The sequence below is a fragment of the Bacillus sp. ME78 genome (assembly GCF_903970865.1).
GTDB classification, from domain to species: domain Bacteria; phylum Bacillota; class Bacilli; order Bacillales; family Bacillaceae_G; genus Bacillus_A; species Bacillus_A cereus.
In genome coordinates, this window is sequence record NZ_CAJCKK010000029.1 from 1 (window position 1) to 21,200 (window position 21,200).

Here is a 21,200-nt window from a genome sequence, read left to right on the forward strand (position 1 = left end):
GTTTGGTGATGATGGCAGAGAGGTCACACCCGTTCCCATACCGAACACGGAAGTTAAGCTCTCTAGCGCCGATGGTAGTTGGGACCTTGTCCCTGTGAGAGTAGGACGTCGCCAAGCAACTAAAACACGAGTCAAATGACTCGTGTTTTTTCGTGTTTTATTTTATAATCCATAGTAATAAAAAATGTGTTTAAAGTATTCATATTTTGTTTAAATACAGGGGAATGTGGCTAGGATAGTGAATAAGCAAAAGAGTTGCAAATTTTATTAATACGTATATAATTAAAGTCAAAGATAGTCAAAGTCAATAAAGGTGGCGGATAAATGAGAAATATATCTGATATCATTGAGCAATATCTAAAGCAAGTTATTGACTTAAGTAATAATAATGTGATTGAAATCAAGAGAAATGAGATTGCGGATCGATTCGAGTGCGTACCATCTCAAATCAATTATGTAATCAATACCCGTTTTACGTTAGAAAGAGGATTTGTAGTAGAAAGTAAACGTGGTGGAGGAGGTTACATTCGCATTATAAAAGTCAAACTGCATGATGATATAGACATTATTGATCAAATGCTTCATATGATTGATCATAGCGTTGCGCAAGGGAATGCAGAAAGTATGATTATACGTTTAATAGAAGAGGGAATCATAACAAATCGTGAAGCGAAACTGATGTTAAGTGTAATAGACCGTTCTGTATTATCAATGGATGTTCCTTCTCGAGATGAACTTAGGGCTCGAATATTATGCGCAATGTTAAGAACACTGAAATATAAATAAATATAACTTTTGTAAAAGATTGATAACTAAGATAAAGCAGTTAAATATTGTAGAAGTTTTGAAAAAGAACATGCACTTTTATTTAAATGGATTCAGGAAAGCGAACAATCTAGTAATGTATGAAAAGTACCATGAGATAGAGCGTTCCTGTTGTAAAGGTGGGGATAGTGATGACTTGTCAAAACTGTAACATAAGACCAGCAACTTTACATTATACAAAAGTAATTAACGAGAAGAAGGCGGAAGTTCATCTTTGTGAGCAATGTGCAGAGCAAAGTGGCTATACGTCTTTCTTTCAATCATCGCAGTCTAACTTTTCATTTCATGATTTATTTGCTGGTTTATTACACGGTGAATCAACAATGTTTGAAGAAGGAAAAAATGGATTTTCAAATGCAGATATAGTAAGGTGTCCAGATTGTAAGATGACATATGAACAATTTACAAAAGTCGGACGTTTTGGCTGTTCTTCTTGTTACGATACATTTAAGGAGCATTTAAAGCCATTATTAAAACGCCTTCACGGTGGGCATACAGAACATTGTGGAAAAATTCCGGAACGTATAGAAGGAAATATCCACTTAAAGAAAGAATTAGATGAACTAAAACTTATTCTGAAACAATACGTACAGAAAGAGGAATTTGAGAAAGCTGCAGAGGTAAGGGATAAAATCCGAGGTCTTGAAATACAGCTTAGTGAGCATAGGGAGGGGGAATAATTCTATGTCACTGGACAAAATTATGAACGAAGCAATTAGTCCATGGATGAAGGGGGATGGCCCTGATTCTGATATTGTTTTAAGTAGTCGAATTCGTTTGGCTCGTAATTTTAAACAATATCAATTTTCCACTATGCAAAACGAAGAAGAAGCTAAACAGATTCATGAACTATTCAAAAAGAAATTTATAAATAAAGCAGTAGGTTCCTTTGGGGAGTTTGGACTATTAAAGATGAATGAATTAACCCCTCTTCAAAGGAGAGTTTTAGTCGAAAAGCATTTAATTAGTCCAAATCTTGCAGGGACAGAATATGGAGCATGTCTACTATCAGAAAGTGAACATATTAGTGTTATGCTTAATGAAGAAGACCATATTCGGATTCAGTGCCTATTTTCAGGATTACAGTTATCAGAGGCGCTTCAAAGCGCCAATCAAATAGATAATTGGATTGAGAAAGAAGTTGAATACGCTTTTGATGAGTCACTTGGATATATTACAAGTTGTCCTACTAATGTTGGCACAGGGTTAAGAGCTTCTGTGATGATTCATTTACCGGGACTGGTTTTAACAAAAAGAATTAGCCGTATTATACAAGTAATTCAAAAATTAGGGTTAGTAGTAAGAGGAATATACGGTGAAGGTAGCGAAGCGTTAGGTAATATATTTCAAGTTTCAAATCAAATGACGCTAGGAAAGTCTGAAGAAGATATTATTGCAGATTTAAAGAGTGTCATTCAACAAATTATACAGCAAGAAAAAATAGCTAGAGAATTAATTGTACAAAATTCAAGTATTGAACTTGAAGATAAGGTTTATCGTTCTTACGGCATACTAGCAAACAGTCGTTTAATTCAATCTGCAGAAGCAGCCAATTGCTTATCGGATGTACGACTTGGTATTGATCTAGGATATATAAAAGGTATATCGAGAAATATTTTGACTGAGCTAATGGTTCTTACACAACCAGGTATTTTACAACAATACGCAGGTGGACCTTTAGGGCCAGAAGAAAGAGATTATCGAAGAGCAACCTTAATCCGTGAGCGATTACGTATTGAAAAAAACTAAGCGCAAGTAGGAGGCGATTTCTATGATGTTTGGAAGATTTACAGAAAGAGCACAGAAAGTATTAGCTTTATCTCAAGAGGAAGCAATTCGTATTGGGCATAATAATATTGGAACAGAACATATTTTACTTGGGCTTGTACGCGAAGGTGAAGGAATTGCAGCAAAAGCATTAATTGCTCTTGGATTAAGTCCAGAGAAAGTTCAAAAAGAAGTAGAAGCGTTAATTGGGCGTGGAACAGAAGCTTCTCAAACTGTACATTATACACCTCGTGCTAAAAAGGTTATTGAATTATCTATGGATGAAGCGCGTAAGCTAGGCCATTCTTACGTTGGAACAGAACACATTTTACTCGGTTTAATCCGTGAAGGTGAAGGTGTAGCCGCACGTGTTTTAAATAATTTAGGTGTAAGTCTAAATAAAGCAAGACAACAAGTTTTACAACTTCTTGGAAGTAATGAAGCTAGTTCAGGTCATCAAGGTGGTTCAGCATCAAATGCAAATACACCGACACTTGACAGTTTAGCAAGGGACTTAACAGTTGTTGCGCGTGAAAATCGCTTAGACCCTGTTATTGGACGTGGTAAAGAAATTCAACGTGTAATTGAGGTATTAAGCCGTAGAACGAAAAACAACCCAGTATTAATTGGTGAGCCTGGTGTAGGTAAAACGGCAATTGCAGAAGGATTAGCACAGCAAATTGTAAATAATGAAGTTCCTGAAACTTTAAGAGATAAGCGTGTTATGACACTAGATATGGGTACAGTGGTAGCTGGAACGAAATATCGCGGTGAATTTGAAGATCGTTTAAAGAAAGTGATGGATGAAATTCGCCAAGCAGGCAATATTATTCTATTTATTGATGAGCTTCATACATTAATTGGTGCAGGTGGAGCAGAAGGTGCAATCGATGCATCGAATATTTTAAAACCATCTTTAGCACGAGGAGAGTTACAATGTATTGGGGCAACAACTTTAGATGAGTATCGTAAATATATTGAAAAAGACGCGGCTTTAGAAAGACGTTTTCAACCAATTCATGTTGATGAGCCAAGTTTAGAAGAATCGATTCAAATCTTGAAAGGTTTACGTGATCGTTATGAGGCGCATCACCGTGTATCTATTACAGATGACGCTATTGATGCAGCTGTAAAACTTTCAGATCGTTATATTACAGATCGCTTTTTACCAGATAAAGCAATTGATTTAATTGATGAAGCTGCTTCAAAAGTTCGCTTACGTTCTTATACAACACCACCAAACTTAAAAGAGCTTGAAGTGAAGCTTGAGGAGATTCGAAAAGAAAAAGATGCAGCTGTACAAAGTCAAGAATTTGAAAAGGCTGCATCCTTACGTGATATGGAGCAACGCTTACGTGAGAAGTTAGAAGATACAAAACGTCAATGGAAAGAGCAACAAGGAAAAGAAAATTCAGAGGTTACGGTAGAAGATATTGCAAATGTCGTTTCTACATGGACGCGTATCCCAGTTTCTAAACTTGCACAAACAGAGACTGATAAATTATTAAATTTAGAATCCATTCTCCATGATCGTTTGATTGGTCAAGATGAAGCAGTAGTAGCTGTAGCAAAAGCTGTTCGTCGTGCAAGAGCAGGATTAAAAGATCCGAAGCGCCCAATTGGTTCATTTATTTTCTTAGGGCCAACAGGTGTAGGTAAAACAGAACTTGCAAGAGCACTAGCAGAATCTATGTTCGGTGATGAAGATGCAATGATTCGCATCGATATGTCAGAATACATGGAGAAGCATTCTACTTCCCGTTTAGTTGGTTCTCCTCCAGGATATGTTGGATATGAAGAAGGTGGACAATTAACAGAGAAAGTTCGTCGCAAGCCATATTCAGTTGTCTTATTAGATGAGGTAGAGAAAGCTCATCCGGATGTGTTTAATATTTTACTACAAGTATTAGAAGATGGTCGTTTAACAGATTCTAAAGGACGTACAGTTGATTTCCGTAATACGATTGTTATTATGACGTCTAACGTTGGTGCCGAGGCGTTAAAACGTAACAAACATCTTGGATTTAATGTACAAGATGAAAGCCGTGATTATTCGGATATGAAAGGTAAAGTAATGGATGAGCTGAAAAAGGCATTTCGTCCAGAATTCTTAAACCGTATTGATGAAATTATCGTATTCCATATGCTTGAGAAAAAACATATTCAAGAGATTGTAACTCTTATGGTAAATCAGTTAGTTAATCGCTTAAAAGAACAAGAAATCGAATTGCACTTAACGGAAGGGGCAATTTCAGCTATTGCAGATAAAGGATTTGATCGTGAGTATGGCGCTCGTCCACTTCGCAGAGCAATTCAGAAACATGTAGAAGATAGACTATCAGAAGAACTTTTAAAAGGTGCTATTGAGAAAGGACAAAAAGTTATCTTTGATGTAGAAGGAGAATCATTTGTCATTCATAGTGCGGAAAAGGTAAAATAAGTATAGACAAACAAAGAGGGCTACGCGATAGCCCTCTTTCTTGTACGAGAAGGATAAACGTTTATAGACGAAAGTGAAGTGAACTATAAAAAGGTATGGCTAAAAAGAAAACGAAATTTATATGTCAAGAATGTGGTTATCAGTCACCAAAATATATGGGTAAATGTCCTGGATGTGGTCAATGGAATACACTTGTTGAAGAAATGGAACCAGTTGTATCATCTAGGCGCCTTAATTACGCGAATGCAATTCAAACGGAAGTAACAAAACCAAGACGTCTTACCGAAGTAGAAACAAAGTCTGAGGCACGTATTGAAACGGAATTTCAAGAGTTTAATCGTGTGCTTGGTGGTGGAATTGTAGATGGGTCCTTAGTGCTTATTGGTGGAGACCCTGGGATTGGAAAATCAACATTACTATTACAGATTTCATCACAATTAGCAGATTCTTCATATGATGTATTATACATATCGGGTGAGGAGTCAGCAAAGCAGATTAAACTTCGTGCAGATCGTTTGCATGTAAAGGGTAGCAATCTATTTGTTGTAGCAGAGACAGACCTGCAGCGTATTGCAGCACATATTGAAGAGATGAATCCAGCTTTTGTTGTTATTGATTCTATTCAAACGATACATTTACCTGAAGTGACGTCAGCACCAGGAAGTGTGGCACAAGTACGTGAATGTACAGCGGAATTAATGAAACTTGCAAAAACAAAAGGAATCCCTATTTTCATTGTCGGGCATGTGACAAAAGAAGGAGCAATTGCAGGACCTCGTATGTTAGAACATATGGTCGATGCAGTTCTTTACTTTGAAGGAGATCGACACCATACGTATCGTATTTTACGGGCTGTGAAGAACCGTTTTGGTTCCACGAATGAAATGGGTATCTTTGAAATGAAAGAGCTTGGTCTTGCGGAAGTTTTAAATCCTTCTGAAATCTTCCTTGAGGAAAGGCCGGTTGGTGTTGCAGGATCAACAGTAGTTGCTTCAATGGAAGGAACAAGACCGGTTTTAGTAGAAATACAAGCATTAATCTCCCCTACTAGTTTTGGAAATCCTCGAAGAATGGCGACGGGAATTGATCATAACCGTGTTTCGCTTATTATGGCAGTATTAGAAAAAAGAACAGGTTTACTATTGCAAAATCAAGATGCATATTTAAAAGTAGCTGGTGGTTTGAAATTAGACGAACCGGCAATTGATTTAGCAGTGGCTTTAAGTATAGCCTCAAGTTTTAGGGATAAATCTACGGCACCAACTGATGCAGTAATAGGAGAAGTAGGATTAACTGGAGAAATAAGAAGAGTATCAAGAATCGAACAACGTGTACAAGAAGCGGCTAAATTAGGATTTCAACGTGTTATTATTCCTAGAAAAAACTTAGGAGGATGGACAATTCCGGATGGGATTGAGGTTGTAGGTGTTTCTAATTTAGGAGAAGCGCTTCGTTTGACATTAGGAGGCTAGGCTATGGAAGAAAATAAGCAACGTGTCAAAAGTATGATTAATATTTTACAGCTCGTGGCCCCAGGAACACCACTGCGTGAAGGGATAGATAATGTACTTCGCGCACAAACAGGGGGGCTAATTGTTCTTGGATATAATGAGCAGATTAAAAGTATTGTGGATGGTGGTTTTCACATTAATTGTGCATTCTCTCCTGCTAGTTTATATGAATTAGCAAAAATGGACGGGGCACTTATTTTAAATGAAACGGGAAGTAAAATTTTAATAGCGAATGCACAGTTAGTTCCAGAGGCATCTATTGATTCTATTGAAACCGGTATGCGTCACCGAACAGCAGAACGTGTAGCGAAGCAGACGGGCAGCCTTGTTGTGGCCATTTCACAAAGACGTAACGTAATTACGCTATATCAAGGGAACTTACGTTATACACTAAAAGATATAGGGGTTATTTTAACAAAGGCAAACCAAGCTATTCAAACGTTAGAAAAATATAAGGCTGTATGGAATGATGGTATTACGAATTTGGGCATTCTAGAATTTGAAGAGGTCGTTACAATGTCTGAGGTAGTTCACGTTTTACATAGTGTTGAAATGGTACTGCGTATTAAAAATGAAATATTGAGCTATATTCATGAGCTAGGAACAGAAGGTAGGTTAATTCGTTTACAGCTTACAGAATTACTAGCTGATTTAGAAGCAGAGGCAGCATTGTTAATTAAAGATTACCATCAGGAGAAAACACAAGACCATCATCAAATTTTGAAAAAGTTACAGGACCTTGCAAATACACAACTTTTAGAGGATAGTGATTTAGTTAAATTACTTGGTTACCCAGGGCAAACCAGTTTAGAAGAAAGTGTGACGCCAAGGGGATATCGAATTACAAGCAAAATCTCTCGTGTTCCGCCACTTATCATTGAAAATTTAATTAATCGATTCAAAACGTTGCAAGGAGTTTGTCGCGCGACTATTCAGGAATTGGATGATGTGGAAGGAATTGGGGAAGTAAGGGCGAAGAAAATACGAGAAGGCTTAAAAAGAATTCAAGAGCATCTATATATGAGTAGACACAATTAAGAATATTACATTGATTCCATAATATAACGACACTAGAACATTTTTGGTATATGATATGATATATTGGTAAATAAAACTATTTATAAAAAAACACGTCCGCTTTTGCATTCGGCGTTTTGATTAGCGAAACAATGGTTAATAATGAGTAGGAGGTGGTTGGATGTTAAAACGGATCGTACAGCTCTTCTTTCTAGTGATCGGGGGAGCGTTAGGGATTTACTTAATCCCAAAAGTTATTAATGTATTAGACATCGGTGCTGTTCCTTTATTGGAAGGATCGTATGTTCGTGCGATTATTGGTGCAATTATTTTATTTTTAACAACATTTTGGCTTGTAGATTATATTGTTCAACTTATTAAGCATATTGAAGAGGCTCTTGTAAAGGCGCCTGTAGCAGATGTTTTATTTGGTACATTAGGATTGATCTCTGGTCTTATTGTTGCATATTTAATTTTAATACCGATTCGTGAATTTACAATTCCGGTTATTAGTACGGTATTGCAAGTGTTCTTCACTCTTTTACTTGGATATTTAGGATTCCAAGTAGGATTTAAAAAGAGGAATGAATTGCTAGGATTATTTACATTACCCCAACGCGGAGGTAAGAAGAAAAATAATAACGAGAACGAAGAGGCAGAAGCAGAAAAATCTACGACTCATTGGAAAATTCTCGATACGAGTGTAATTATCGATGGACGTATTGCTGACATTTGCCAAACGAAGTTTTTGGAAGGAACAATTGTGATTCCACAATTCGTATTAGAAGAGCTTCAGCATATTGCCGATTCTTCCGATGCTTTAAAGCGTAATCGTGGTCGCAGAGGACTAGACATTTTAAATCGTATTCAAAAAGAGATGCCGATTCCGGTAGAAATTTATGAAGGCGATTTCGAGGATATCCAAGAGGTGGATAGCAAACTTGTAAAGTTAGCAAAAATCACCGGTGGAACTGTAGTAACGAATGATTTTAACTTAAATAAAGTTTCTGAATTACAAGGAGTAACAGTGTTAAACATTAATGATTTAGCTAATGCAATTAAACCAGTTGTACTCCCTGGCGAAGAATTAAATGTTTATGTTGTGAAAGATGGTAAAGAGCAAAACCAAGGTGTTGCGTACTTAGATGATGGTACGATGATTGTAGTAGAAGATGGTAGAGAGTATGTAGGTTCGCAACTTAATGTACTGGTTACTAGCGTATTACAAACATCAGCTGGTCGTATGATTTTCGCAAAACGTAAATTATTAGAAAAAGCATTATAGGTAGAGGATTATTAATATGTATACATTAATTATTCCGGCAGCCGGCCAAGGAAAGCGGATGGGTGCTGGCAAAAATAAGTTGTTCTTACTTATAAATGAAGTACCGATTATCGTTCATACATTACGTGCTTTTGAAAGAGATAAAGCGTGCAAAAGTATTGTTATGGCAATTAACGAAGAGGAACGCCCGTATTTTGAAGAATTAATGCAGAAGTATCCGATTGAAAAACAGGTACAATTTATTCAGGGTGGAGCCGAAAGACAAGATAGTGTATATAACGCGATTCAGCATGCGAGTGATGTTGAATACGTTCTTGTACATGACGGAGCGCGCCCATTCGTAACGAATAAAGTGATTCAAGATGTATTAACAGCAGCAGAAAAATATGGAGCTTCCATTTGTGCAGTGCCAGTAAAGGATACAGTTAAGAAGGTAGAGCAAGGTGTTGTTGTCGAAACGGTAGAACGATCTCAGCTTAAGGCTGTACAAACACCGCAAGGGTTCTCTGTTTCTCTTTTGCTAGAAGCTCATAGAAGTGCAAAACAGAGCTGTTTTCTTGGTACAGATGATGCAAGTCTCGTGGAACGTATTGGAAAGCAAGTAGGTGTAGTAGAAGGGAGTTACTATAATATTAAAGTGACGACTCCAGAGGATTTACTAATTGCTGAAAGTTTCCTTCATGTTCTGAAAAAATAGCCGTGATAGTGTATAACAAAGAAAAGCTCGGCAATGGCCGGGCTTTTCTTTGTAAGGATATCGATATAATATAGAGTCATAAAGCTCAGTGGTTTAGCTCAAGGAGGATGTAAAGAATGTTTCGAATTGGACAAGGTTTTGACGTGCATGAATTTGCAGAAGGTAGACCGTTAATTATTGGCGGAATTACAATTCCACACGAGAAAGGATTAATCGGCCATTCAGATGCAGATGTATTGTTACATACGATTGCTGATGCATGTTTAGGTGCCATTGCAGCAGGAGATATCGGAAAGCATTTTCCTGATACAGACCCAGCTTTTAAAGATGCAGATTCAGCTGTATTGTTGCAAAAAGTTTGGGAATTTGTGCGTGAACAAGGTTACGAGTTAGGGAATTTAGATTGTACAATCATTGCTCAAAAGCCAAAAATGGCACCGCATATTGAAAGTATGCGTAAACGTATTAGTGAACTGTTAGAAACGTCTATAGATAACATTAATGTAAAGGCAACTACAACAGAAAAATTAGGATTTACAGGTAGGGAAGAAGGGATTGCCTCTCAAGCAGTGGTATTATTACAGAAAAAATAATGGTTTTTAATTCGTAAGATGGATAATCACATTTTTTTGTTGTACAATTATAGAATGTGTAGACATTAAGAATGGAAGGTGTACCAATTATGGAAAAGCAAGTGAGAGTGCGCTATGCGCCAAGTCCAACAGGACACTTACATATCGGAAATGCGCGTACGGCATTATTTAATTATTTATTTGCTCGTCATTTAGATGGCAAGTTTATTATTCGTATTGAAGATACTGATGTAAAACGTAACGTGGCTGGTGGAGAAGAAAGCCAATTAAAATACTTAAAATGGCTCGGTATGGACTGGGATGAAGGTGTTGATGTTGGCGGTGAATTTGGACCATATCGTCAAACAGAGCGTTTAGATATTTATAAAAAATTATATCTAGATTTATTAGAGCGTGGTTTAGCTTACAAATGTTATATGACAGAAGAAGAGCTAGAAGCAGAGCGTGAAGGACAAATTTCTCGTGGTGAAACACCTCGTTATGCAGGTAACCACCGTGATTTAACTGAAGAACAAATGAAAGAATTTGAAGCTGAGGGACGTATTCCGAGTATTCGTTTCCGTGTACCAGCTAATCGTGATTACACATTCAAAGACATCGTAAAAGACGAAGTTGCATTCCATTCAAATGATTTTGGTGATTTTGTTATCGTGAAAAAAGATGGAATCCCAACTTATAACTTTGCGGTAGCAGTAGATGATCACTTAATGGAGATTACACATGTACTTCGTGGTGATGATCATATTTCAAACACGCCAAAACAAATGATGATTTATGAAGCTTTCGGTTGGGATATCCCACAATTCGGTCATATGACTTTAATTGTAAATGAAAGTCGTAAAAAATTAAGCAAGCGTGATGAATCTATTATTCAATTTATTGAGCAATATAAAGAGCTTGGATATCTTCCAGAAGCAATCTTTAACTTTATTGCGCTATTAGGTTGGTCACCAGTAGGTGAAGAAGAAATCTTCTCTAAAGATGAGTTTATCAAAATGTTTGATGCAGCTCGTTTATCAAAATCACCTGCATTATTTGATTCTCAAAAACTAAAATGGATGAACAACCAGTATATGAAAAAGCAAGATTTAGATACGGTTGTAGAGTTAAGTTTACCGCATTTAGTGAAAGCTGGACGTGTGGGAGAAACTTTAAGTGAACAAGATCAAGATTGGATCCGTGGTGTAATTGCTTTATACCATGAACAAATGAGTTTTGGAGCTGAAATTGTAGAGCTTTCTGAAATGTTCTTCAAAGATCATGTTGATTATGAAGAAGAAGGACAAGAAGTATTAAAAGGTGAACAAGTACCAGAAGTACTTCGTGCATTTGCTGGTCAAGTAGAAGCACTAGAAGCGATGGAACCAACAGCAATTAAGGCGGCTATTAAAGCAGTTCAAAAGGAAACAGGTCATAAAGGTAAAAACTTATTTATGCCAATCCGTGTTGCAACTACTGGTCAAACACATGGTCCAGAGCTTCCGAATGCTATTGCACTTCTTGGAAAAGAAAAAGTTTTAAATCGTCTTCAAAAAGTAATTGGTTAACATTTTCTAGGTTTAGAAATATAATAAGTATACTTAAAACCTAATAAGGAAAAGCGACGAGAAGGAGAAGTAGAAAATCAGGCTTTTTACAGAGAGAACCACCTTTAGGCTGGAAGTGGTTTATAAGCGGATTTTTGAAATGCCCCTTCGAGTCTTCTGCTGAACAGTAAATTGTTTTGCGAAACGTCTTAGGGCGTAAAGTAAGCAGAAGCGGTGTACACCGTTATCAGAGATGAGTTTGAGGCTTTTTTAGCCTAAACAGAGTGGAACCGCGCTTATAAGGCGTCTCTGTCAATATGACAGAGGCGTCTTTTTTTATACCGTAAAACTGGGTATGAGTATAAATTTTATCTACGTGTATAAAGATTTAGGGAGATAAGTAGGGAGTTAGTTCATTCGAAAAAGCAGCCCATAAAGGGGAGGGAACGTCGATGTTTAAGAGGCTTCGGGAAGATATTGAAGTCGTTTTTGAACAGGATCCAGCGGCAAGAAGTTATTTCGAAGTCATTTTGACTTACTCTGGATTACATGCAGTTTGGGCCCATCGAATTGCACATGCTTTTTATAAAAAAAATTTCTTCTTTATTGCACGTTGGATCTCACAAGTTAGTCGTTTCTTTACTGGCATTGAGATTCATCCAGGAGCAACAATTGGTCGTCGTTTTTTCATAGACCATGGAATGGGGGTTGTAATTGGAGAAACGTGCGAAATTGGTGATAATGTAACGATCTATCAAGGGGTTACATTAGGTGGTACGGGTAAAGAAAAGGGAAAGAGGCACCCTACAATTCAGGATAATGTATTAATTGCAACAGGTGCTAAAGTACTAGGTTCTATTACAGTTGGAGAGAATTCTAAAATTGGAGCAGGTTCTGTCGTATTAAAAGAAGTCCCTGCACATTCTACAGTTGTAGGTATACCTGGCCGAGTCGTTATTCAAAATGGAGTAAAAATCGGTCAAGAATTAAATCATTCTGACCTTCCAGACCCAATTTTTGATAAGTTAAAGGTCATGGAAGTAGAACTTGATAAATTGAAAAAACAACTTGAAGTAAAGGTAGAAAGGAAGGATAAAAATGACTATTCACATTTATAATACGTTAACACGTCAAAAGGAAGAGTTTACTCCATTAGAAGAAAATAAGGTAAAGATGTATGTGTGTGGACCTACAGTTTATAACTATATTCACATTGGGAATGCAAGACCACCTATGGTATTTGATACGGTACGCCGTTATTTAGAATATAAAGGGTATGATGTGCAGTATGTGTCCAACTTTACTGACGTAGATGATAAATTAATTAAAGCAGCAAATGAATTAGGTGAAGATGTGCCGACAATTGCTGACCGTTTCGTTGAAGCGTACTTTGAGGATGTAACGGCACTAGGTTGCAAACACGCAACAGTTCATCCGCGTGTAACGGAAAATATGGATATCATTATTGAATTTATTCAAGAACTTGTGAATAAAGGATATGCATATGAATCAGAAGGTGATGTGTACTTTAGAACGAAGGAATTCGAAGGATACGGTAAATTATCGCATCAACCAATCGCAGACTTACGTCACGGTGCGCGTATTGAAGTAGGAGAAAAGAAACAAGACCCTCTTGATTTTGCTTTATGGAAAGATGCTAAAGAAGGAGAAATCTTCTGGGAAAGCCCTTGGGGGAAAGGTCGTCCAGGCTGGCATATTGAATGCTCGGCAATGGCACGTAAATACTTAGGAGATACAATCGATATTCATGCTGGTGGTCAAGACTTAGCATTTCCTCATCATGAGAATGAAATTGCGCAGTCTGAGGCGTTAACTGGAAAAACATTTGCACGTTACTGGATGCACAATGGATATATTAATATTAATAATGAGAAGATGTCTAAGTCATTGGGGAACTTTATTTTAGTTCACGATATCATTAAGCAATATAATCCGCAGTTAATTAGATTCTTTATGCTATCGGTACATTACCGTCATCCAATTAATTTCAGTGAAGAGTTATTACAAAGCACAAATAACGGACTGGAAAGAATTAAGACGGCTTACGGTAACTTAAAACACCGTATGGAGAGTAGTACTGATTTAACAGACCATAATGAGAAATGGTTAGCGGAACTGGAAAAATTCCAGACTGCATTTGAAGAAGCGATGAATGATGATTTCAACACTGCTAATGCAATCACTGAGTTATATAATGTGGCAAATCATGCGAATCAATATTTACTGGAAGAACATACGTCTACAGTGGTAATTGAAGCATACGTAAAACAACTTGAAACATTATTTGATATTTTAGGGTTAGAATTAGCGCAAGAAGAGTTGCTTGATGAAGAAATTGAGGCACTTATTCAAAAACGCATTGAAGCTCGTAAAAATCGTGATTTTGCATTATCAGATCAAATTCGCGATGACTTAAAAGACCGTAATATTATTTTAGAAGATACCGCTCAAGGTACAAGATGGAAAAGAGGATAAGAATGATTGATGCAAAGCAATTAAACAGCTTAGCGTTAGCATACATGGGTGATGCGGTATATGAACAATATATCCGCTATCACCTACTTCAAAAAGGGAAAGTTCGCCCTAATCAATTACATCGATTAGGGACGAGCTTTGTTTCAGCAAAAGCACAGGCGAAAGTTGTTTATCATTTATTAGAGACGGCGTTTTTGACAGAGGAAGAAGAGGCGGTATTAAGAAGAGGACGTAATGCAAATTCAGGTACAGTTCCAAAAAATACGGATGTACAAACATATCGACATAGTACAGCCTTTGAAGCGCTAATTGGTTATCATCATTTATTAAATAACCGTGAAAGATTAGACGAAATTGTATATAAGGCAATTGCAGTTTTAGAAGAAAAGGAAGGGGGCACATCATCATGAGTAGTGAATATATTATCGGACGTAACCCTGTAATTGAGGCGTTACGATCAGGGAGAGATATAAATAAAATTTGGATCGCAGAAGGTGCTGCCAAAGGACAAGTACAGATTGTACTAGCGTTAGCGAAAGAAAATAAGGTTATTTTACAACATGCACCAAAGAAAAAGTTAGATCAATTAGTTGAGGGTAATCATCAAGGTGTAATTGCTCAAGTAGCTGCATATCAGTATGCGGAGTTAGAAGAGTTATTCAAAGTGGCAGAAAAACGTAATGAAGATCCATTCTTCTTAATTTTAGATGAGATTGAAGATCCCCATAACCTAGGTTCTATTATGCGTACTGCTGATGCGACAGGAGCTCATGGAATTATTATTCCAAAGAGAAGGGCTGTGGGGCTTACAGCGTCAGTTGCGAAAGCATCAACAGGAGCGATTGAATACATTCCTGTTGCGCGCGTAACGAACTTATCCCGTACAATTGATGAATTAAAAGAACGTGGACTTTGGATTGCTGGTACAGATGCCAAAGGGAAAACGGATTACCGTAATTTAGATGGTAAAATGCCAATTGGGTTAGTAATTGGTAGTGAAGGAAAAGGTATGAGTCGTATTATTGGTGAAAAGTGTGATTTCCTAATCACTCTACCGATGGTTGGTAAAGTTACATCCTTAAATGCTTCCGTAGCCGCAAGTTTGTTAATGTATGAGGTATATCGTAAACGTCACGAAATTGGTAAATAAAAGATGAACGATATTTTAATCGTTGACGGTTACAACATTATCGGAGCTTGGGGAGATTTGAAGAAACTGCGGGATGTAGATTTACAATCATCAAGAGATGCACTTATTGATAAGATGGCGGATTATCAAGGTTATACAGGTACAAAAGTGATGATAGTCTTTGATGCCTATACAGTACACGGTATTGAAAAAAAGATGAAACAATCTCGTGTGGAAGTAATATTCACACGAAAGAATCAAACTGCAGACGAAAAGATAGAGCAACTTGCGATAGAGCTTAGAAATATAAATACACGAATATATGTTGCGACTTCTGATTACACGGAACAATGGGTTATATTTGCGCAAGGTGCCCTTCGGAAATCTGCGCGTGAATTAGAGTTGGAAGTACAGGCAATGGAGCAACAAGTAAGAAGGCGTACAAAAGACACGAAAGAACAGCAACCCGCCATGCGAAAGATATTTAGTAAAGATATTACAGAAAAATTAGAAAAATTAAGAAGAGGAGAGCGTTGAAGCATTGACGCTCTTTGTCTTTTTACTGTATAATATTGCTAAATAAATAGCGGTCGGAGGGATCAAGGTGGAAGCAGGCTTCGTAAGTGTAGGCGACGTTACATTTCGTGATTTAGAGGATGAGGCAATCGTTGAGTTAGTTCGAAAAGGTAATACTGACGCTCTAGAATATTTAATTCACAAATATAAGAACTTTGTTCGCGCGAAATCAAGATCTTACTTTTTAGTGGGTGCCGATCGAGAAGATATTGTTCAAGAAGGTATGATAGGATTGTTTAAAGCAATTCGTGATTATAAAGAGGACAAGCTGTCTTCATTCAAAGCATTTGCTGAACTGTGTATCACTCGACAAATTATTACCGCTATTAAAACGGCAACAAGGCAAAAACATATTCCCTTAAATTCGTATGTGTCTTTAGATAAGCCGATTTACGATGAGGAATCTGATCGAACATTATTGGATGTTATTTCTGAAGCGAAGGTAACTGATCCTGAAGAGATGATTATTAGCCAAGAAGAATATACAGACATAGAATCAAAAATATCAGAATTATTAAGCGATTTAGAAAGAAAAGTACTTTCTTTATATCTAGATGGGCGTTCTTATCAAGAGATTTCAGAACAGTTAAACAGACATGTGAAATCTATTGATAACGCTTTACAGCGGGTGAAGAGGAAATTGGAACGATATATGGAAATGCGAGAAAGTACAACTTTAAATTCATAACAAATAACAAGTGCAACAGGTGTAAAATAAATCACCTGTTTTCTTTTGTAGACAGTACAAAATGCATGTCATTGACATTGTCTTTTATTATATGATACATTTTTAGGGACATAATGTTACAAGGTTGGTGTAACTAATGAGGAAAAAAGTTGTACTCTCATGTGAAGAGTGTAAAAATCGAAACTACTCTACTATGAAAGATACGAGCTCAATAGAGCGACTTGAAATAAAAAAGTTTTGTAAAACATGCAATCAGCATACAGTTCACAAGGAAACAAAATAAATAATTGAAATAATACACTGGAGGTCCCGCAGATGCGTTTAACGAACTTTTTCGGCGATGTAGGTCGCGAAATGAAAAAAGTAAGTTGGCCTAAAAAAGATGAATTACTCCGCTCAACAGCGACTGTTGTTGCTACAGTTGTGTTCTTTGCGATTTTCTTCGCAGTAGTTGATATGGGCATTTCTTCTTTAATTCGGTTAATTCTTGGTTAATTCTTGAATAAGAAGCACTTATCCATGATATAATGTTATTTATAAGAACTGTGTAAAAGCCCGGTGAACGGGTTTTTTCATTTGCGCAAAAAAATGTACGTCAGGGAGGGAAGGACGCTCGTCCTAAATGAATGGAAAAAAGTTGGTATGTTGTCCATACTTATTCTGGATATGAAAATAAAGTAAAAGCAAACCTAGAGAAGCGTGTAGAATCAATGGGTATGCAAGATAAAATTTTCCGTGTTGTTGTCCCGGAAGAAGTAGAAGTAGAAATGAAAAACGGAAAAGAAAAATTAATGAAAAGAAAAGTGTTCCCAGGTTATGTATTAGTAGAATTAATCATGACTGATGATTCTTGGTATGTTGTACGTAACACGCCGGGTGTAACTGGGTTCGTTGGTTCTTCTGGTTCTGGATCTAAACCATCACCTCTATTAGAAGAGGAAGTTGTTACCATTATGAAACATATGGGAATGGACAACGAAGTGGTTGATTTCGACTTTGAACTTCATGAGACAGTACGTGTAAATGAGGGGCCATTCGCAGATTATACAGGTGCTATTGAAGAAATTGATGTGGAGAAGAAAAAGGTTAGCGTACTTGTGGACATGTTTGGTCGCGAGACTCCAGTTGAACTTGACTTCCATCAAATTGAAAAATTATAAAATGAAACTTGAAATGAATTGTAAAAAGTGATAATATCTTTTAAGTCAGTACGTCTTCGTTATCGGAGACGTTTTTTGAAAGATTTTATCCTTACAGATAAAATATGACGTGGGAGGGCAAATCACTGTCCAATTGACCACATCACGGACTTAAGGAGGTGTGTCTCGTGGCTAAAAAGGTAATTAAAATGGTAAAGCTTCAAATTCCTGCAGGTAAAGCTAACCCAGCTCCACCAGTTGGTCCAGCATTAGGACAAGCAGGTGTTAACATCATGGGCTTCTGTAAAGAGTTTAACGCTCGTACAGCAGATCAAGCTGGTCTTATCATCCCTGTTGAAATTACGGTATTTGAGGACCGTTCATTCACTTTCATTACTAAAACTCCTCCTGCTGCTGTTCTTCTTAAGAAAGTAGCTGGTATTGAGTCTGGTTCTGGTGAACCAAACCGTAATAAAGTGGCAACTGTTAAGCGTGATAAAGTACGCGAAATCGCTGAAACTAAAATGCCTGACCTAAACGCTGCTAGCGTAGAAGCTGCAATGCGTATGGTTGAAGGTACTGCACGCAGTATGGGCATCGTTATCGAAGACTAATTCGATTTGTTTTTAAAAAAGGTTGCGGGTCTGGAATTCCAATTCGCAACCTTTATTATCGTAAATGATTATTGTTTTTAAATAAATGGATGGCGCTCATCCTCAGGTTATACCTGAAAACAGGCGTAAACGTGGGAGGTTATTCCGCTAAAACCACATTCGAGGAGGAAATAAAAATGGCTAAAAGAGGTAAAAAGTACGTAGAAGCTGCAAAGCTTGTTGATCGTGCATCTGCTTACTCTGCAACAGAAGCAGTAGAATTAGTAAAGAAAACAAACACAGCTAAATTTGATGCAACTGTAGAAGCTGCATTCCGTTTAGGTGTTGACCCTAAGAAAGCTGACCAACAAATCCGTGGTGCAGTTGTTCTTCCGCACGGTACTGGTAAAGTACAACGTGTATTAGTGTTCGCTAAAGGTGAAAAAGCTAAAGAAGCTGAAGCTGCTGGCGCTGATTTCGTAGGCGATACTGATTACATCGGTAAAATCCAACAAGGTTGGTTCGATTTCGATGTAGTAGTAGCAACTCCTGACATGATGGGTGAAGTTGGTAAACTTGGTCGCGTATTAGGACCTAAAGGTTTAATGCCAAACCCTAAAACTGGAACAGTTACTTTCGATGTAACTAAAGCTGTTAACGAAATCAAAGCTGGTAAAGTTGAATACCGCGTTGATAAAGCTGGTAACATCCATGTTCCAATCGGTAAAGTATCTTTCGAAGATGCTAAATTAGTAGAAAACTTCAAAACAATCGCTGACACTTTATTAAAAGTTAAGCCATCTGCTGCAAAAGGTACTTACATGAAGAACGTAACAGTTGCTTCTACAATGGGACCTGGCGTACGCGTAGACGTTTCTACATTAGCGTAAAAATTGGAAGTTGACTTCATAAAGAAGATTTAATATAATCATTTATGTTGTGATTTAAATAGTGTACCGTAGACAGTAGGTGTCAATAGACTTAATTTCCTACCTAGGTGTTAATATACGAAACGGAATTTTTTTCTGTGACTATATGCCTCCATGTCTACAAGTTGGGCATGGAGGTTTTTAGTGCACTTTCGGTACATCTTCTATATAATCTACAGGAGGTGTAATAACATGAGCAAAGTAATCGAAACTAAACAACAAGTTGTAACTGAAATCGCGGACAAACTTCGTGCTAGTAAATCTACAATTGTTGTTGACTACCGTGGTTTAACAGTTTCTGAAGCAACAGAATTACGTAAGCAATTACGTGAAGCTGGCGTTGAGTTCAAAGTTTACAAAAACTCTCTAACTCGTCGTGCTGCAGAATCTGCTGAAATGGCTGAGTTAAACGAATTCTTAACAGGACCAAACGCAATCGCGTTCAGTAACGAGGATGTAGTTGCTCCTGCGAAAGTATTAAACGACTTCGCTACAAAACATGAAGCTTTAGAAATTAAAGCGGGCGTAATCGAAGGTAAACTTGTAACACTTGATGAGGTTAAAGCAATCGCTACTCTTCCATCACGTGAAGGCTTACTTTCTATGCTTCTTAGCGTTCTTCAAGCTCCAATCCGTAACCTTGCACTTGCTACTAAAGCAGTTGCAGAACAAAAGGAAGAGCAAGGCGCTTAATTTTTTAAAAGATAATTACTTGTTATCTATAAAACAATACAAACCTATTTAAGGGAGGATATTTACAATGACTAAAGAACAAATCATTGAAGCAGTTAAATCTATGACTGTATTAGAACTTAACGACTTAGTAAAAGCTATCGAGGAAGAATTCGGCGTAACTGCTGCTGCTCCTGTAGCTGTAGCTGGTGGCGCTGGTGAAGCTGCTGCTGAAAAAACTGAGTTTGACGTAGTACTTGCAAGTGCTGGCGCTCAAAAAATCAAAGTTATCAAAGCTGTACGTGAAATCACTGGTCTTGGCTTAAAAGAAGCTAAAGAATTAGTTGACAACACTCCAAAAGCAATCAAAGAAGGCGTTTCTAAAGAGGAAGCTGAAGAAATGAAAGCTAAACTTGAAGAAGTTGGCGCTGCTGTAGAAGTTAAGTAATTAACTTTTGATGCTTTAAAAAAAGCTCGCTCTCATGCGAGCTTTTTTTTTAACTGTAAAGAAAAGAGGTGGCCATATGGCAGACCATTATTTTTCTAACGACCCTTCTAGTAAAAGTGATCGTAAACGATGGGAATTTCCACTTCGTGGATCTCAATTTACTTTTTTATCTGACCATGGGGTGTTTTCGAAAAACGAGGTGGACTTTGGTTCTCGTCTTTTAATTGAAGCGTTTCAAATGCCGGATATTAAAGGTGATATATTAGACGTAGGTTGTGGATACGGTCCTATTGGTTTGTCGTTAGCGAAAGAGTTTCAAGGTTGTGAAGTTCACATGGTGGATGTGAATGAAAGGGCGCTTGGGCTTGCGAAAGAAAATGCCGCTAATAACAGAATCGAGAATATACGTATTTTTCAAAGTAGCGTCTATGAAAATGTAGATGGCGAGTATGCTGCTATTCTATCTAACCCTCCAATTCGTGCGGGTAAAGATATCGTACATGAGATTTTAGAAAAAGCTGTGGAGTATTTAGTTCCAGGTGGAGAACTTTGGATTGTTATTCAAAAGAAGCAGGGTGCACCATCTGCGCTGAAAAAACTAGAAGAAGTATTTTCTGAAGTTGAGATTGTAGAAAAGAAAAAAGGATATTATATCATAAAATCAAAAAAACGTTGACGGTTATTTTTGGCTATGTTAACATTATACAATGCCAATATATGATTTTCTGCGTTGAGAAAGATGTATATTTTTGTTTCTCTTGGAAAAGATAGTAAAATCAGCAGATTATGAAACAGAATGATGGTTTTCTTATAGAAGCCATTTTTCTTTTTTGAGCAGGTAGAAAGACTCAACGTATTTATCTTTAAGA

The 21,200-nt window shown here is 37.2% G+C and carries 24 protein-coding genes, 1 rRNA gene and 2 other annotated features; all 25 genes read left to right on the forward strand.

Annotated features, from left to right (window positions below):
* Position 1 precedes the first annotated feature (1 nt).
* The 25 genes from rrf to H6481_RS23160 all read left to right on the forward strand — a co-directional run bounded on the left by rrf (position 2) and on the right by H6481_RS23160 (position 21,007).
* Positions 2–117: ribosomal RNA gene (gene rrf, locus H6481_RS23040) — 5S ribosomal RNA — on the forward strand.
* Positions 118–324: 207 nt separating this feature from the next.
* On the forward strand, positions 325–786 hold the full coding sequence (gene ctsR / locus H6481_RS23045; RefSeq protein ID WP_001244560.1) for a transcriptional regulator CtsR: 462 nt from the start codon (positions 325–327) through the stop codon (positions 784–786).
* Positions 787–956: 170 nt separating this feature from the next.
* A complete protein-coding gene (locus H6481_RS23050; protein ID WP_000128385.1) occupies positions 957–1,505 on the forward strand; it encodes a UvrB/UvrC motif-containing protein in 549 nt (182 codons plus the stop codon).
* Positions 1,506–1,509: 4 nt separating this feature from the next.
* The gene (locus H6481_RS23055) at positions 1,510–2,574 is read left to right on the forward strand and encodes a protein arginine kinase (protein WP_000050836.1); all 1,065 of its coding nucleotides are present in this window, start codon (positions 1,510–1,512) and stop codon (positions 2,572–2,574) included.
* Between the two features lie 22 nt (positions 2,575–2,596).
* On the forward strand, positions 2,597–5,032 hold the full coding sequence (gene clpC / locus H6481_RS23060; RefSeq protein WP_000971170.1) for an ATP-dependent protease ATP-binding subunit ClpC: 2,436 nt from the start codon (positions 2,597–2,599) through the stop codon (positions 5,030–5,032).
* 95 nt (positions 5,033–5,127) lie between these two features.
* Entirely contained in the window at positions 5,128–6,504 is a 1,377-nt protein-coding gene (gene radA, locus H6481_RS23065) for a DNA repair protein RadA (RefSeq protein ID WP_001085199.1), read from the forward strand.
* 3 nt (positions 6,505–6,507) lie between these two features.
* A complete protein-coding gene (gene disA / locus H6481_RS23070; protein ID WP_063546189.1) occupies positions 6,508–7,581 on the forward strand; it encodes a DNA integrity scanning diadenylate cyclase DisA in 1,074 nt (357 codons plus the stop codon).
* A 160-nt stretch (positions 7,582–7,741) separates the two neighbouring features.
* A complete protein-coding gene (locus H6481_RS23075; RefSeq protein ID WP_000919679.1) occupies positions 7,742–8,845 on the forward strand; it encodes a PIN/TRAM domain-containing protein in 1,104 nt (367 codons plus the stop codon).
* 16 nt (positions 8,846–8,861) lie between these two features.
* Complete coding sequence (gene ispD, locus H6481_RS23080) at positions 8,862–9,542, forward strand: 2-C-methyl-D-erythritol 4-phosphate cytidylyltransferase (RefSeq protein WP_000288307.1); 681 nt, start codon at positions 8,862–8,864, stop codon at positions 9,540–9,542.
* Positions 9,543–9,658: 116 nt separating this feature from the next.
* Positions 9,659–10,135, forward strand: a complete 477-nt coding sequence (ispF, locus tag H6481_RS23085) for a 2-C-methyl-D-erythritol 2,4-cyclodiphosphate synthase (protein WP_000488386.1) — start codon at positions 9,659–9,661, stop codon at positions 10,133–10,135.
* Between the two features lie 89 nt (positions 10,136–10,224).
* A complete protein-coding gene (gene gltX / locus H6481_RS23090) occupies positions 10,225–11,682 on the forward strand; it encodes a glutamate--tRNA ligase (RefSeq protein ID WP_063546191.1) in 1,458 nt (485 codons plus the stop codon).
* 47 nt (positions 11,683–11,729) lie between these two features.
* Positions 11,730–11,975: a binding site (T-box leader), on the forward strand.
* Between the two features lie 138 nt (positions 11,976–12,113).
* Positions 12,114–12,779: a serine O-acetyltransferase gene (cysE, locus tag H6481_RS23095; protein WP_000476500.1), complete on the forward strand. Its 666-nt coding sequence runs from the start codon at positions 12,114–12,116 to the stop codon at positions 12,777–12,779.
* Positions 12,760–14,157: a cysteine--tRNA ligase gene (cysS, locus tag H6481_RS23100; protein ID WP_000152273.1), complete on the forward strand. Its 1,398-nt coding sequence runs from the start codon at positions 12,760–12,762 to the stop codon at positions 14,155–14,157. The genes cysE and cysS overlap by 20 nt, the downstream gene beginning before the upstream one ends.
* A 2-nt stretch (positions 14,158–14,159) precedes the next feature.
* Positions 14,160–14,567: a Mini-ribonuclease 3 gene (locus H6481_RS23105; protein WP_000564261.1), complete on the forward strand. Its 408-nt coding sequence runs from the start codon at positions 14,160–14,162 to the stop codon at positions 14,565–14,567.
* Positions 14,564–15,307, forward strand: a complete 744-nt coding sequence (gene rlmB, locus H6481_RS23110; RefSeq protein ID WP_000093765.1) for a 23S rRNA (guanosine(2251)-2'-O)-methyltransferase RlmB — start codon at positions 14,564–14,566, stop codon at positions 15,305–15,307. The genes H6481_RS23105 and rlmB overlap by 4 nt, the downstream gene beginning before the upstream one ends.
* A gap of 3 nt (positions 15,308–15,310) precedes the next feature.
* Positions 15,311–15,823: an NYN domain-containing protein gene (locus tag H6481_RS23115; protein WP_000997887.1), complete on the forward strand. Its 513-nt coding sequence runs from the start codon at positions 15,311–15,313 to the stop codon at positions 15,821–15,823.
* Positions 15,824–15,890: 67 nt separating this feature from the next.
* Complete coding sequence (locus H6481_RS23120; protein WP_000387198.1) at positions 15,891–16,550, forward strand: RNA polymerase sporulation sigma factor SigH; 660 nt, start codon at positions 15,891–15,893, stop codon at positions 16,548–16,550.
* Between the two features lie 136 nt (positions 16,551–16,686).
* Positions 16,687–16,833 carry a 50S ribosomal protein L33 gene (gene rpmG / locus H6481_RS23125; RefSeq protein ID WP_014481927.1) on the forward strand — a complete coding sequence of 49 codons (147 nt, stop codon included), beginning with the start codon at positions 16,687–16,689 and terminating at the stop codon, positions 16,831–16,833.
* A gap of 32 nt (positions 16,834–16,865) precedes the next feature.
* The gene (secE, locus tag H6481_RS23130; protein WP_001241323.1) at positions 16,866–17,045 is read left to right on the forward strand and encodes a preprotein translocase subunit SecE; all 180 of its coding nucleotides are present in this window, start codon (positions 16,866–16,868) and stop codon (positions 17,043–17,045) included.
* Between the two features lie 131 nt (positions 17,046–17,176).
* Entirely contained in the window at positions 17,177–17,710 is a 534-nt protein-coding gene (gene nusG, locus H6481_RS23135; protein WP_000415794.1) for a transcription termination/antitermination protein NusG, read from the forward strand.
* A 167-nt stretch (positions 17,711–17,877) separates the two neighbouring features.
* Positions 17,878–18,303: a 50S ribosomal protein L11 gene (rplK, locus tag H6481_RS23140; protein WP_001085872.1), complete on the forward strand. Its 426-nt coding sequence runs from the start codon at positions 17,878–17,880 to the stop codon at positions 18,301–18,303.
* Between the two features lie 176 nt (positions 18,304–18,479).
* Positions 18,480–19,172, forward strand: coding sequence for a 50S ribosomal protein L1 (rplA, locus tag H6481_RS23145; protein WP_002094239.1), 693 nt, complete (start codon positions 18,480–18,482; stop codon positions 19,170–19,172).
* 48 nt (positions 19,173–19,220) lie between these two features.
* Positions 19,221–19,364 (forward strand) — a sequence feature (ribosomal protein L10 leader region).
* A gap of 39 nt (positions 19,365–19,403) precedes the next feature.
* A complete protein-coding gene (gene rplJ / locus H6481_RS23150; protein WP_000048718.1) occupies positions 19,404–19,904 on the forward strand; it encodes a 50S ribosomal protein L10 in 501 nt (166 codons plus the stop codon).
* Between the two features lie 67 nt (positions 19,905–19,971).
* A complete protein-coding gene (gene rplL / locus H6481_RS23155; RefSeq protein WP_000159737.1) occupies positions 19,972–20,331 on the forward strand; it encodes a 50S ribosomal protein L7/L12 in 360 nt (119 codons plus the stop codon).
* A 76-nt stretch (positions 20,332–20,407) separates the two neighbouring features.
* Positions 20,408–21,007, forward strand: a complete 600-nt coding sequence (locus H6481_RS23160) for a class I SAM-dependent methyltransferase (protein WP_000763269.1) — start codon at positions 20,408–20,410, stop codon at positions 21,005–21,007.
* Positions 21,008–21,200: the final 193 nt, after the last annotated feature.

What these genes read in the sequence shown, in the direction of transcription:
- ctsR (WP_001244560.1), top strand. Translation starts at nt 325, where the DNA reads ATGAGAAATATATCTGATATCATTGAGCAATATCTAAAGCAAGTTATT.
- H6481_RS23050 (WP_000128385.1), top strand. Translation starts at nt 957, where the DNA reads ATGACTTGTCAAAACTGTAACATAAGACCAGCAACTTTACATTATACA.
- H6481_RS23055 (WP_000050836.1), top strand. Translation starts at nt 1,510, where the DNA reads ATGTCACTGGACAAAATTATGAACGAAGCAATTAGTCCATGGATGAAG.
- clpC (WP_000971170.1), top strand. Translation starts at nt 2,597, where the DNA reads ATGATGTTTGGAAGATTTACAGAAAGAGCACAGAAAGTATTAGCTTTA.
- radA (WP_001085199.1), top strand. Translation starts at nt 5,128, where the DNA reads ATGGCTAAAAAGAAAACGAAATTTATATGTCAAGAATGTGGTTATCAG.
- disA (WP_063546189.1), top strand. Translation starts at nt 6,508, where the DNA reads ATGGAAGAAAATAAGCAACGTGTCAAAAGTATGATTAATATTTTACAG.
- H6481_RS23075 (WP_000919679.1), top strand. Translation starts at nt 7,742, where the DNA reads ATGTTAAAACGGATCGTACAGCTCTTCTTTCTAGTGATCGGGGGAGCG.
- ispD (WP_000288307.1), top strand. Translation starts at nt 8,862, where the DNA reads ATGTATACATTAATTATTCCGGCAGCCGGCCAAGGAAAGCGGATGGGT.
- ispF (WP_000488386.1), top strand. Translation starts at nt 9,659, where the DNA reads ATGTTTCGAATTGGACAAGGTTTTGACGTGCATGAATTTGCAGAAGGT.
- gltX (WP_063546191.1), top strand. Translation starts at nt 10,225, where the DNA reads ATGGAAAAGCAAGTGAGAGTGCGCTATGCGCCAAGTCCAACAGGACAC.
- cysE (WP_000476500.1), top strand. Translation starts at nt 12,114, where the DNA reads ATGTTTAAGAGGCTTCGGGAAGATATTGAAGTCGTTTTTGAACAGGAT.
- cysS (WP_000152273.1), top strand. Translation starts at nt 12,760, where the DNA reads ATGACTATTCACATTTATAATACGTTAACACGTCAAAAGGAAGAGTTT.
- H6481_RS23105 (WP_000564261.1), top strand. Translation starts at nt 14,160, where the DNA reads ATGATTGATGCAAAGCAATTAAACAGCTTAGCGTTAGCATACATGGGT.
- rlmB (WP_000093765.1), top strand. Translation starts at nt 14,564, where the DNA reads ATGAGTAGTGAATATATTATCGGACGTAACCCTGTAATTGAGGCGTTA.
- H6481_RS23115 (WP_000997887.1), top strand. Translation starts at nt 15,311, where the DNA reads ATGAACGATATTTTAATCGTTGACGGTTACAACATTATCGGAGCTTGG.
- rpmG (WP_014481927.1), top strand. Translation starts at nt 16,687, where the DNA reads ATGAGGAAAAAAGTTGTACTCTCATGTGAAGAGTGTAAAAATCGAAAC.
- secE (WP_001241323.1), top strand. Translation starts at nt 16,866, where the DNA reads ATGCGTTTAACGAACTTTTTCGGCGATGTAGGTCGCGAAATGAAAAAA.
- nusG (WP_000415794.1), top strand. Translation starts at nt 17,177, where the DNA reads ATGGAAAAAAGTTGGTATGTTGTCCATACTTATTCTGGATATGAAAAT.
- rplA (WP_002094239.1), top strand. Translation starts at nt 18,480, where the DNA reads ATGGCTAAAAGAGGTAAAAAGTACGTAGAAGCTGCAAAGCTTGTTGAT.
- rplJ (WP_000048718.1), top strand. Translation starts at nt 19,404, where the DNA reads ATGAGCAAAGTAATCGAAACTAAACAACAAGTTGTAACTGAAATCGCG.
- rplL (WP_000159737.1), top strand. Translation starts at nt 19,972, where the DNA reads ATGACTAAAGAACAAATCATTGAAGCAGTTAAATCTATGACTGTATTA.
- H6481_RS23160 (WP_000763269.1), top strand. Translation starts at nt 20,408, where the DNA reads ATGGCAGACCATTATTTTTCTAACGACCCTTCTAGTAAAAGTGATCGT.